The organism is Massilia brevitalea, assembly GCF_030711405.1.
In the GTDB taxonomy this organism is placed as follows: domain Bacteria; phylum Pseudomonadota; class Gammaproteobacteria; order Burkholderiales; family Burkholderiaceae_D; genus Telluria; species Telluria brevitalea.
Genome location: NZ_JAULSI010000015.1, coordinates 101635 through 114056, shown reverse-complemented (window position 1 = coordinate 114056; position 12422 = coordinate 101635). Strand labels below are relative to the sequence as shown.

Genomic DNA, 12422 nt, shown 5'->3' with positions numbered 1-12422 from the left:
CCCACGCGGAACGATGCACTGCGTTGGCCGGGTTTGAATGTCGTGGCCAGCTCTGAGACACTGTGTCTCAATGAATGCCCTGCGGCTCCAACGAAGCCAACATGACGCGTCGTTCCGCGTGGGCACAGGGTGCCCACCGTACGGTTGACGCTGCCGGTTCTGGCAATGTCGTTTTTGTTCTATCTTGCAAAACAGACACGGCTAAAATACGTGTCATGCGCTCCGCACCCACGTCCCGCTCGCCGATCACCCGCCTGCTATTGCCCGGCACTGCCGCCGCCGGCCACCTGCGCGCCTTCATCTCGCGCGACGGCCGCGGCTGCCCGCTGGAAGGCGCTGCCGCACTGAACCGCTTCCCGGCCTCGGCCCACTGCACCATCACCTGGTTTTTGGCAGGCAGCGCCGAACTGGTCGAATGCGGCGGCGCGCAGGTGCAACAGCCGCTGGCGCGCTGCTCCGTCGGCGGCTGCCAGGGCGCGCCGGTGGTGTCGCAGAACGTCGGCGAGGTGCAGGCCTTCATCGCCGTGTTCCATCCCGACGCCTTCCACGCCCTGTTCGGCGTCGATCTCGCCACCTTGCACGACCGCTTCCTCGACGCGCGCAGCGTGCTGCCCGCAGCGGCCCAGGCGCTGCTTGACGCGGTATTCGCCGCGGAAAGCGATGCCGAGCGCTGCCGCTGCATCGAAGACCACATCGCCCGCCATGGCGACGCGCTGCCGGGCTGGACCCGCCTGCGCCGCCTCGGCGGACAGTTGACGCTGACCCTGGCCTGCCGCCTGCTCGGCCTGCAGCCGCGCCAGCTGCAGCGCGTGGCCCGGCGCCAGGCCGGCGCCAGTTTGCAGACCACGCTGCGCCTGTGGCGTGGCGAACGCAGCTTCCTGCGCGCCCAGCGCGCTTACCTGGCGAGCGGACGGGTCGACATGGCAGACCACGCCCTTGCCAACGACTACGCCGACCAGTCGCACATGGTCCGCGATTGCAAGGCCCAGACCGGCCGCACGCCGCTGCAACTGGTGCACGACGTGCAGCACGAGGAAGCAGACTGGGTCTACCGCCTGGAGTTTCCCCTTGACGAAGACCATCCGCCCACCCGGACCGCGTGACCACGCCTTCGGCATGCGCTCGCTGCAGCGCATGGGGCGCGATTTCCTCGGCTTCTGGCGCGACGCGCATGCGCGCCATGGCGACACCGTGTATGTGAAGTTCGGCCACATCGACTACTACGCGCTGCGCCACCCGGACCATATCCGCGAACTGCTGGTCGAGAAAGCGGATGCCTTTGTCCGCTGGGAGCGCCACGTGGACATACTGGCCCAGCTGCATGGCCAGAGCGTGCTGGTCACCGAAGGCGACACCTGGCGCCGCCAGCGCCGCATGCTGCAGCCTGCCTTCGGGCCGAAGCGCTTCGATGCCTATGCGCGGCAGATGACGGCGGCCATGGCCGATGCCTTTGATGCGATGCCGGCTGCCTTGTCGCATGCCGCGCCGCTGGACTTCGAGCACGCGATGAACATGCTGACCGCCGACCTGATCCTGCGCACCATGTTCAGCACGCGCTTCGAAGGTGGAACGCGTAGCGTCGAGCGCGCGGTGCGCACGCTGGTGGACGCCGGCTACCGCGAGATGTTCCTGCCTTTTGCCTTGCCGGCCTGGCTGCCGTATCCCGGCCGGGCGGCCAAACGCGAGGCCATGCGCCTGCTGGATACGCTGATCCGCGCGCAGATTGCGGCACGCCGTGCCGGCGGCGGCGAGCGCGACGACCTGCTTGGCATGCTGCTGGAGGCGACCGACGAGGAGGGCGGCGCCAGCCTGGACGACACCGGCGTGCGCGACCAGTTGATGACAACCTTCCTGGCCGGCCACGAGACCACGGCCGCCGCGCTCACCTGGGCCGGCTGGGCGCTGGCGGCGCATCCCGAGGTGGCTGGCCGGGCGGCGGAGGAAGTCGACCGCGTGCTCGGCGGACGCGTACCGGCCTGGGGCGACCTGCCGCAGCTGCACTACCTCGGCCTGGTGGCGAAGGAAGTCCTGCGCCTGTACGCGCCGTCGCCGGGCCTGTTGGCGCGCCGCGCGCTCGAGGACGTGCAAATCGGCGAATGGCTGCTGCCGATGGGGAGCGTAGTGTCGATCATGACGGTGATCCCGCACCACGATCCGCGCTGGTTTCCCGAGCCCGCGCGTTTCGACCCGCTGCGCTTCGATGGCGAGGCCGGCAAGGCGATTCCGCGCGGCGCTTACTTGCCGTTCGGCGCCGGGCCGCGGGTCTGCATCGGCAACAGCTTTGCCATAATGGAGATGACGCTGGCGCTGGCGATGCTGCTGCAGCGTTTCAGCTTGCGGCCGGCGCCGGGGCAGGGCGAGCCGGTGGCGCGTATGGGGGTTACCCGGCGTCCGGCAGGCGGGCTGCGGCTGGTGCTGGCGCGGCGAGCGCCGTTGCAGGCGGTTGGGTCGGCTGCGGCGCAGGATGTGCCAACGGCAGTGACGACAGCGGTGACCGGCTGTCCCTTCCATCCAAAAACGTGACTCCTGTCGAATACGGCGCCAGTTGCTGGCTCCGTAGGGTGGGCCGGGCCGCGCTAGGCACCCAGTGCCCACGCGGAATGCGATGCTGTGTTGGCTTTGTTTGAATGTTGTGGCCTGCCCTGAGACACGGTATCTCAATGAAGGCACTGCGGCTCCAATGAGGCCAACATGACGCATCGTTCCGCGTGGGCACGGAGTGCCCACCGTACGAAGGCCAGGCAGCAGGCCAAGGCCGGCCCCGGCGCTGAACTTTGTGCCGCACACGCTCTCTTACCCGGAGAGGCCACGCATCGCGTGGCCGCGATGCCCGGTGGGAGGTCGGTCATGGCACAGCAAAACAGGAACAGCGCGCCGCTGGTGCTGGCGTCCGTCCAGCTGAAACGCAATACGGCGGCCGAGGTGGTGCAGGCCAAGGCGCCCTGGCGCGAGGCGACGCTCGAGGGTTACCGGCGCCGCAACGCCGTCCTCGACGCGATCTTCTACGACGTCGGCGTGGTGACGCCCGCCGAAGCGGCCTCGGTGGCGCCCTGGCTGGCGCGCGAAGGGGCGCTGCTGATCGTGCCGCCGTCCGGCGCCGGCATGCTGCGCATCTGCCCCGACATCGAGGACTTCGCCACCAATGGCGGCATCCACACGCGCATCCTGGCGGTGGCCGGCGTCGGCAGTTCGGCGCTGGGCACGGCGGCCTTTGCGCGCAACGTGGCCGATGCCTTTGGCGAGCCGGTGGCGGCGCTGGTGTCGGGCTACGGCCTGGCCGACATGTTCACCGAAGCGGCCGGCGGCTGGTATTGGTTCGGCGCCCTGAACCGCATGCGCCACATGTTCGAGCAGATCGACGATCTGGCGCGCGGCAACAGGTTCGAGATCGCCTGGCCGGCCGAGCCGATGAACCCGGCGCGCGGCAGCCTCGATACGCGCACGCTGTGCCAGCTGCTGACCGACCGCCGCTTCCACTTCGGCCTCTTGACCGGGCATTCGAAAGGCAACCTGGTGATCTCGGAAGCGCTGTATGCGCTGCGCGACGAGCAGGAGGACGACGAGTTGGGCGACCTGGCCATCGTCACCATCTCGGTAGCGATCGCCATGCCGCCGCGCTACCGCAACATCATCGACGTGATGGGCGAAGTCGACTGGTTCGGGGAGATGAATTCGAACATGGTGATCAGCGTCGAGTACCGGCCGCGCAACGCCTGGCACCACACGAACACGGAGCTGAACTGGCACCTGCCGGTGCGCGAGGTGCTCAGCGCATTGCGGCGCAAACCCGGCATTTCGCTGCGCCATTGAGGGCCGGAGAGGCGGTGCGGGGCGCGCACGCCTGAACCGCCGCAACTGACAGTGGAGCACAAAGGAGGGTGCATGCGATGAACTTCTGATAAGGCTTTTTGCTGCCGATTCCCGTGCATGCAGTTACTCCTCACAACCGGCTTCATCTTCCTCATCGTCCTCTGGGGGATCTTTTCCCCGGCCAGCATGGCGGCCCTGTTCGACCTGCTGCTGGCCTCCATCACGCGCAATTTCGGCCGGTTCTATCTGTGCCGATCCCGCACTTCACCACCGCACCGCCGGGCCTGACGGCCGCCACGCCCGAAGCCGCCGGCGCGGCGATGCGCTACGCCTTCTTCCACTGGGGCCTGCACCCGTGGGCGGTGTACAGCATCGTGGCGCTGGCGATCGCCTACTTCCAGTACCGGCACGGCCGCCCCGCGCTGATCAGCGAATCGATCCGCGCGCTGCCCTGGGCGCCGCTGCGGCGCTTTGCCGGCGCCTTCATCGGGCTGGCCACCGTCGCCACCGCCTTTGGGGTGGCGGCATCGCTCGGCATGGGTGCGCTGCAGATCAACAGCGGGCTGGCGGCGGTGTTCGGCATTGCGGCCACGCCGCTGTCGCAGGTCGTGATCATCGTCGTCACCACGGTGCTGTTCGTGACCTCGGCGGTGAGCGGCGTCGACCGCGGCATCAAGTACCTGTCGAACTTTAATATGGTGCTGGCGGCGCTGCTGGCGCTGGCGGTGTTCGTGGTGGGCCCGACGGTGGCCATCGTCGATACCTTCGGCACCACGCTGGGCAGCTACCTGAGCGAACTGGTGCGCATGAGCCTGCGCGCTACGCCCTTCCGCGACAGTAACTGGGTCGGCGCCTGGACCGTGTTCTACTGGGCCTGGTGGATTGCGTGGTCGCCGTTCGTTGGGCTGTTCATCGCGCGCGTGTCGCGTGGGCGCACCATCCGCGAATTCATCGTCGGCACCGTGCTGGCGCCGTCGCTGGCGGGCTTCGTGTGGTTCTCGATCTTTGGCGGCACCGCGCTGTTCATGGAGATCTGGCAGCATGTGCCGCTGAGCGAAGCAGTGAAGCTCGATGCGTCGACGGCGCTGTTCACGCTGTTCGATGCGTTGCCGTTCGGGACCGCGATGTCGGTGGTGGCGACCGTGCTGGTGCTGGTGTTCTTTGTCACATCGGGCGACTCGGCGGTGCTGGTGCTGGGCATGATGAGCTCTGGCGGCAATCCGAACCCGGCGCCGCGCGTGAAGATCGTGTGGGGCGTGCTGGTGGCGGGGATTGCGATCAGCATGCTGCTGGCCGGCGGGCTGAAGGCGGTGCAGACGGCGATCATCGTGTTTGCGCTGCCGTTTGCGCTGGTGATCGTGTTGATGGTGTGGTCGCTGTGGCGCGCCATGCAGCATGACCAGCGCCAGAGCGAGCGCAGGGAGAAGGAAATGCGCAGGAAGGTGAAGGAGTGGGCGGCGAAGGAGTCGTGATTTTCGTTTGGCGCCGTGGATGATCGGCGGTGGCATACCGCGTGGGCACAATCCTCGTAGGGTGAGTTCGAGAACCCATCCTACGTGACGAATGATCGGCTGTTCTATACCGCGTGGGCACAAGTGCCCACCCTACGGCCATCCACGTGTACGTTCGTAGGGTGGGCCGGGCCGCGCTAGGCACTTGTGCCCACGCGGCTTCCAGCCGTCTTATTTGTCGCTGACGGTGAACTCGCCGAACTGCTTCAGCTGCTCGCCAACAGCAGCTGGGTCGCCGACCACCACGATCGACTGCTTCTCCGGTGCGAAATACTTGGCGGAGACCGTGCGCACCTGGGCCGGGGTCACCTTCTCGATCAGCGGCACGTACTGGCCGAGGAATTCCGGCGGCAGGCCGACCAGCCAGTTCTGGGCCAGGGTGGCGGCGACGGCGCGCTGCAGCTGGTTGCTGATCAGGTAGCCGCCGGCGACGTAGCGCTTGTTCATCGTTATTTCGTCGGCCGGCACGGCCTCGCTGCCGATGCGCTTGTACTCGTTGAAGTATTCGGTCAAGGCCGCACCGGTGACTTCGTTGCGCACGTCGGCGCCGCCGACGATGGCGCCGCCCGCGCGGCTCATGCGGGCGCCGGCCGAGGCGCCGTAGGTATAGCCCTTTTCCTCGCGCAGGTTGATGTTCACGCGGCTCGAGAAGCCGCCGCCGAGGATGGTGCTGGCCAGGCGCAGCGGCACCTGGTCGGCGGCGCTGGCGGCGATGCCGGGACCGCCGATGCGGATCGTCGACTGCACGCTGCCGCCGCGCTGGAGCAAAATACGCGCCGGCTTGGCGCTCACGGGGGCGGGCGCCACATCGGCCAGGGCCGGGCCTTGCGCCTTCCAGTCGCCGAATGCGGCCTGGGCCAGCTTCATGGCCTCGGCTTCGCTGACGCGGCCGGTGATCACCAGCAGCGCGCGGTCGGGGCGGAAGCGCCGGGCGTGCTCGGTGCGCAGCATGTCCTGCGTGACCGAGGTGATGGCGTCGACGGTCGGCTCGGTATGGCCGTAAGGGTGGCTGCCATACACGGCTTCGTTGATGGCGCGTTCGGCGCGGAAGCGCGGCGTGGTTTCCGACACGCGCAGCGCCTGCAGGGCGTTGGCCTTGGCCAGGTCGACTTCCTTGGCCGGGAAGGAGGGTGCGCGCGTGACTTCTGCCAGCAGCGACATCATGTCGGCCGCGTGCGAGGTGAGGGCGTTGGCCGAGACCAGGATGCCGTCGTTGGCGGGGCTGGCGGCCACCGAGCCGCCCATGCCCTGGGCCGCTTCGGCGATCGCCCGCGAATCGCGCTTGGCCGTGCCTTCGTTGAGCATGCCGGCCAGCAGGCTGGCGAAGCCCGGATGCGCCTTGTCGTCGGCGGCGAGGCCGGCGCCGCGCACGGCCAGCACGAAGTCGACGCGCGGCAGGCCGTCGCGCGGCACGACCCAGACGGTCATGCCGTTGGCCAGCGTCTTCTTCGCGATCTTCGGCGTCGGGATCGGCTTGTCCTTGCCGTAGGCCGGCATCGGCGTCGATTTCGCCGCCGCCGGGGCATCCGCTGCAAACGCCATCGGGGTAAAGGCCATGGTCACGGCCAGTGTCAGCATCAGTTTTTTCATCGATGCGCTCCTTATTTTTTCTCGGCAGGCGCGGCTGCTTGCGCTACCGGCTTGCGGTCAATGACGATGCGGTTGTTCTTCACCAGGTAGGTGGCGGCAACGCGCTGCAGGTCGGCGGAAGTCACGCCTTCGATCCAGCCGGGGATCTTGTTGACGACGTTCGCGTCGCCCCACAGGGTCTGCAGCTTGGCCAGGGTGTCGGCGCGGTTGATGAAGGACTCGAGCGAATTGTTCCAGTCGGCCAGCATGCGGGTCTTCACGCGCTTGAGGGTGGCGTCGTCGGCGCCTTCCTTGGCGATGCGCGCTACTTCCTCGTCGATGGCAGTGAGCACCGCGTCGGCATTGCTGGTCGGCTTGTAGAGCGCGAACACGGTCAGCAGGGTCGGGCCGTCGTAGGTCCAGGGGTCGACCAGGCCGAACAGCGAATCGACGTTCAGCGCAATCTCGCGGCCCTTCACCAGGCCCAGGTACAGGCGCGAGGCATCGCCGCCGGCCAGCAGTTCGGCCAGCACCGCCATCGGCGCCTGGTCGCGGCTGCCGCGCTCGGGAATCTTCCAGGCGGCGGCGATCGCCGGCACCTGGGCCAGGGCGTCGCTCTGCTCGACGCGTTTTTCGGTCTTGTTCAGCGGCTCGGTGAAGTCGCCGCTCTTCGGCGTCGGGCGCGCGGCGATGCCGCCGAAGTACTTCTGCGCCAGCGCGAAGCCCTGGTCCGGCGTGACGTCGCCGGAAATCGCCAGCACGGCGTTGTTCGGGCCGTAGTAGTCGCGGTGGAAGCTGCGCACGTCGTCCAGGCTGGCGCCTTCCAGGTCCTGGAAGCTGCCGTAGCCGTCGTGGTTGTTCTCCCATTTCTGGAAGGCGTGCTGGCTGATGTCGATCCACATGAAGCCGCCGTAGGGCTGGTTCTTCACGTTCACGCGGATCTCTTCCTTGACCACGTCCTGCTGGTTCTTCAGCGTCTTCTCGTTGAAGTCGAGCGTCTTCATGCGGTCCGCTTCCAGCCACAGGATGGGCTCGAGCGAGGACACCGGCGCGGTCTCGATGTAGTTGGTGAAGTCGGGACGGGTGGAGCCGTTGTTGCGCCCGCCGCCGCCGGTGATGGTCTTGTCGAACACGCCCTTCGGCGCATTCGGCGTGCCCTGGAACATCAGGTGCTCGAACAGGTGCGCGAAGCCGGTACGGTTCTTCGGCTCGAGGCGCATGCCCACGTGGTACACGACCGAGACGCCGACGGTCGGCGAGCTGTGGTCTTCGGAGACGACGACGGTCATGCCGTTGTCGAGTTTCTTCACATGGACCGGCAGGTCCCACTTGTCGCTGCTCGCCGCAAGGGCGGACATCGACAAGCCGAGCCCGGCCAGCAGGACGGGAAGTTGGCGCATGCGCATTGATGACCTCAAAGAATGGCTGGACAAAAAAGGAGCCGCGCGACAGGCGGCGCGGTTTATCTTAACGCATGGACATGCCAAAAAGTAATCTATCGCATATGCATGTAGCCCGAAAAAGACGGCGCCGTTCTGCGTCCTGTCCGCGCCTGGCGCAGTCTGTCGCATTCCCGGCCGGTGGCCGCCAAGGCCGCGCTATAGTGTCGATATTGCCAGAGCACGGACACGAAACACGAATCGAACATGGAGAAGATTGCATGCACAAGCTGTTGAAATTTGCGGTGACGGCCGTAGGCCTGCTGGCGCTGGTGCGCCTGGCCAGCGCCGCGCCCGAGTCCGCCAGCGAAACGCGCAGCGTGGATGCGCGCGTGGCCCGCGTCCAGCTCGACGGCGCGGTCGACCTGCGCATCCGCCAGGGCAGCCCGGCGATGCTGGTCCTGAGCGGCGACCCGCGCTGGCTGGCCGGGCTGACGATCCTGCAGCGCGGCGACACCATCAACATCGGCGGCGGCGGCGGGCGCGGCCTGCGCCTGATGCAGGACCCGGTGCGCGCCGAGCTGGTGCTGCCGACGCTGCGCGAAGTCAGCTCCGAAGGCCTGGGTTCCACCGACATCAGCGGCTTCAGCGGCGAGGAACTCGCGCTGGCGCTCGACGGCGCCGGCTCGATGACGGTGAACGTGCGCTACCGCCTGATCAGCGCCAGCCTGGGCGGCGTCGGCAGCATGCGCCTGGACGGCGTGCAGGGCGAACGCATCGACATCGACCTGCACGGGGCCGGGCATGTGATGCTGGCCGGGCGGAGCCGCCTGCTGCGGGCCGAACTGAGCGGCCTGGGCGGCCTGGATGCGCGCCAGTTCACGGCCGAAAATGTCATGCTCGATTTGTCGGGCCTGGGCAACGCCACCGTCACCGCGAACGGCAGCGCGAACCTGAACCTGTCGGGCATGGGCTCGGTCACCGTCTACGGCAAGCCGCTCAACCGCAAGGTGAGCGTGGACGGGCTGGGCAAGGTCAGCTGGAGGTAGGCGGCAAAGTGGGAAGGGAGGGCAGGGGCGGCAGCGTCCTCCGCGAGAACAACAAGGTAGGCAAAGACCGGTTCCACGCACGAGACAATGAAAAAAATTACCGTAGCGATCCTGCTTGCGCTCGGCCTGCACGGGGCGGCGCAGGCGGGTTTCCCCGAGGGAGCGAGCGCGTACAACGCGCGCAACTACGCGCTGGCGATGAAGGAGATCGCGCCGCTGGCGCGCGCCGGCAATCCCGATGCCCAGCACCTGCTGGGCCTGATGTATTACATGGGCCGCGGCGTGCCGCGCGACTACAAGCAGGCCTTTGCCTGGCACATCAAGGCGGCCCAGCAGGGCAAGGCCGACGCCCAGTACGTGGTCGGCGCGATGTACTACACCGGCAACGCCGTGCCGCAGGACCAGAAGCACGCCGTCACCTGGTTCCGCAAGGCGGCCGAGCAGGGCCATGCCGAAGCCCAGCACGCGCTCGGGCTGATGTACCGCTACCACGTGGCCGGCGTGCCGGGCGACCCGGTCATCGCCTACATGCTGATGAACCTCGCCGCCGCGAGCGGCAACCAGAATGCGGTCAACCAGCGCGCCGCCATGGCCAAGCAGATGAGCCAGGGGCAGATCGAGGAGGCGCAGGCGCTGTCGCGCACCTGGAAGGTGGGGACGGCGCTGCCGGGGCAGTCGAAGACGGGCGGCGGGTGATGGGGCTGCCATGCCTGTGCTGGCCAGCGCTCAAGGCCGTGGATTGCGCTGGACCGTAAGGGGCGCCAAGGCCTTGCGGCGCATTTGCTTGCCTGGTGAGCGCCGCGGCCTGAACTCATCGGCAAGCTTCCAGGTGGACGTGTTCGGTAACAGCACCCAGATCACTTTCCACGCATTGCGCCGGACACCGCCCGCGGCATTGGCGAAGCGGCTCGGCGTGGTGGCTGCTCCTTCATACAGTATCCGGTCGCCCTCGACGTGCGCATGGAAGTTCTTGCCGTCGAATACAGTCCTGAGCACCGTTCCTTTCGGCAGGAAGACATGCTTCCATTGGTAGCCCGACGTTGCCGGCATGGCGAACGATTCCGGCGCATTGCGCGCCAGCCAGTCCCGAATGGCGGCGGCGCCGATTTCCCAGACTTCCTGCGTGAAGCCGGACTGGATCGACGCGAGCAGCAGTTGCTGGTGCAGTTCAAGCGGTACCGGCATCGGCATGGCGGAAGCCGGGGTAGGTTTACTCTTCATATGCTCGCTTTCACACGATAGTGAACGATATCGCACGCCATGCACGCGAAAACACACGAGGAGCGCGCGAATTCGGGCGATAGTCGCGCCAGGTCGCACGCTGCGCGCACGCTGCGCGCACGCTTTCGAGCGATCACGGCGGCGGCTGTATAGTCAGTTAGACATTCAGTTTTCGTATCGTTCGGTTTCGTGCGCCCATCGTGCATTTGCGTCAAGAGATCGCGCGTTTTCGTGCGTGCGTCGTGTGCTTTCGCGAGCACATCGTGCGGAATCGTGTCGTATCGTGCGATTGAGTGAGGGTGAAGACGACACCTACCCCGCTGTCCGGAGATCCTACCGGTCGAGCCCCCCAGGCCAGTCTGCCGGGCCTGGGTCAGGGAAGCTTGCCCCAGGATGCCGGTCGTCGAGCCACACGCCAGCCCGGCGACGGGGCAGAAGCGGGATTATCGTTCCAGCCCAGGCACCGTCTTCGCCGCCGCCAGCGAGCGGAACAAGGTCAGCGTCACCGCATTCCCCATCGCCTGGTAGCCCAGGTCGTTCGGATGCAGGTGGTCGCCGCTGTCATACGCCGCCAGGAAGCGCGTCGGGTGCGCCGGGTCGCGCGTGGCCCCGTCGAAGTCGATCACGCCGTCGAACTCGTCGCTCGACCGGATCCAGTTGTTCACCGCCTGGCGCACCACCTCCTTCTCGGGCGAGTAATAGCCCGCACCCTCGAACGGCGTGAGCGTGGCGCCGAAGATGGCGATGCCCTTCGCATGCGCACGCGCGATCACCTGGCGGTAGCCGGCGATCAGATCGTCGCTCGATACCGGATTGGTGGCCGAGCTGTTGCCGATGTCGTTGATGCCGATGAGCAGGGTCATGTAGCGCACGCCTGCCGTGGCCAGCACGTCGCGGTCGAAACGTTCCTGGATGCTGCGTCCGGCCAGGGTGTTTGGCGAATCGCTCAAGAGGCGGTTGCCGCTGATGCCGCGGTTGACCACACCCAGGCGTCCATTGATCCCCAACACAGGATCGCGCACGGTCTGCAGGCGCCGCGCCAGCCAGTCGGGCCAGCGGTTGTTGGTGTCGACCGTGCTGCGGGTGCCGTCGGTGATCGAGTCGCCCAGGGTGACAATCGACGGGCCGGCGCTGTCGACGTCCACTTCGGTGAGGAAGGGCCAGGCCGTGATGGTGCGCTGCACCGGCAGGGTGGCGGAGGCCGTGAAGTCGCCCGGCAGCGACACGTAGTTGGTCTGCAGGCCGGTGTTGTGGACCGTGGTGGCGTCGACCGTGCCCGGCAGGTAGAGGCTGACGGCGAGGTCGCTCAGGGCCGGCACGTTCAGCTCGACCGGGTCGGACAGCACCGGGGCGCCGGGCGGGATCACGATGGCCGAACGGCCGCCGAAGGTGAGCACGCGGTCGGTACCGGGCGCGACGTCGGAACCGCTTGCGCGCACGCCAATGCGGGCCGCGCCGATGCGCAGCGGCACGGCGCCGAATTCGTTCGATACGCGGATGCGCACGCGGTTGCCGCCGATGCTGGTGTGGACGATCAGGCGCAGGGTCTGGTCGGTAAAGGTTTGCAGGCTGGCCGGCGCCGGCGGGCCGGCCGGGGCCGTGCCCCAGGTGCCGGTCCAGCGCTCGCTGTTCCAGCCCTGGGCGTTGGCGCCGTGGCCGGGCAAGGCCAGGATCGCGGCGAGGGCGGCGCCGGCCAGCACGAGGCCGAAGCGCGGGCGCCGGGTCGGAATGGGACGCGGCAATGCGGGACGGGGCAGTGCCGTCGACGACAGGCTGGACTTCCTGCTGGGCAGCAGCCTGGACAGGGCATTGGCAATCACTAGCATAATCGTGCTCCTTTGAATGGTGGAAACGGCTCATATGCCTGAGCTCGGTCCTCCAAT

Annotated in this window: 9 protein-coding genes and 1 pseudogene; 6 read left to right on the top strand and 4 right to left on the bottom strand. The window is 67.5% G+C overall.

Going from position 1 to position 12422, the window contains the following annotated elements; all coding sequences use genetic code 11:
- Positions 1–215: 215 nt before the first annotated feature.
- The 4 genes and pseudogenes from QWL29_RS11740 to QWL29_RS11725 all read left to right on the top strand — a co-directional run bounded on the left by QWL29_RS11740 (position 216) and on the right by QWL29_RS11725 (position 5282).
- Positions 216–1103: a helix-turn-helix domain-containing protein gene (locus QWL29_RS11740; protein WP_305823075.1), complete on the top strand. Its 888-nt coding sequence runs from the start codon at positions 216–218 to the stop codon at positions 1101–1103.
- The gene (locus tag QWL29_RS11735) at positions 1069–2523 is read left to right on the top strand and encodes a cytochrome P450 (protein ID WP_305823074.1); all 1455 of its coding nucleotides are present in this window, start codon (positions 1069–1071) and stop codon (positions 2521–2523) included. Before QWL29_RS11740 ends, QWL29_RS11735 begins: the two co-directional genes overlap by 35 nt.
- 324 nt (positions 2524–2847) lie before the next feature.
- Positions 2848–3810: a hypothetical protein gene (locus tag QWL29_RS11730; protein ID WP_305823073.1), complete on the top strand. Its 963-nt coding sequence runs from the start codon at positions 2848–2850 to the stop codon at positions 3808–3810.
- A gap of 117 nt (positions 3811–3927) precedes the next feature.
- A pseudogene (locus QWL29_RS11725) lies at positions 3928–5282 on the top strand (BCCT family transporter).
- 210 nt (positions 5283–5492) lie between these two features.
- Here the strand turns inward: QWL29_RS11725 and QWL29_RS11720 are convergent.
- Complete coding sequence (locus QWL29_RS11720) at positions 5493–6911, bottom strand: M16 family metallopeptidase (protein WP_305823072.1); 1419 nt, start codon at positions 6909–6911, stop codon at positions 5493–5495.
- A gap of 11 nt (positions 6912–6922) precedes the next feature.
- Positions 6923–8290 (bottom strand): M16 family metallopeptidase, encoded by a 1368-nt coding sequence (locus QWL29_RS11715; RefSeq protein ID WP_305823071.1) that lies wholly within the window; start codon positions 8288–8290, stop codon positions 6923–6925.
- A gap of 260 nt (positions 8291–8550) precedes the next feature.
- On the opposite strand from QWL29_RS11715, the gene QWL29_RS11710 reads away from it, so the two are divergent.
- Together QWL29_RS11710 and QWL29_RS11705 are read left to right on the top strand one after the other, a co-directional pair.
- On the top strand, positions 8551–9318 hold the full coding sequence (locus QWL29_RS11710) for a GIN domain-containing protein (RefSeq protein ID WP_305823070.1): 768 nt from the start codon (positions 8551–8553) through the stop codon (positions 9316–9318).
- A gap of 87 nt (positions 9319–9405) precedes the next feature.
- Positions 9406–10014, top strand: coding sequence for a tetratricopeptide repeat protein (locus tag QWL29_RS11705; protein WP_305823069.1), 609 nt, complete (start codon positions 9406–9408; stop codon positions 10012–10014).
- A gap of 30 nt (positions 10015–10044) precedes the next feature.
- Here QWL29_RS11705 and QWL29_RS11700 read toward each other — a convergent pair whose 3' ends face one another.
- The gene (locus tag QWL29_RS11700; protein ID WP_305823068.1) at positions 10045–10509 is read right to left on the bottom strand and encodes a hypothetical protein; all 465 of its coding nucleotides are present in this window, start codon (positions 10507–10509) and stop codon (positions 10045–10047) included.
- Between the two features lie 473 nt (positions 10510–10982).
- Positions 10983–12365, bottom strand: coding sequence for an SGNH/GDSL hydrolase family protein (locus QWL29_RS11695; RefSeq protein ID WP_305823067.1), 1383 nt, complete (start codon positions 12363–12365; stop codon positions 10983–10985).
- Between the last annotated feature and the right edge of the window lie 57 nt (positions 12366–12422).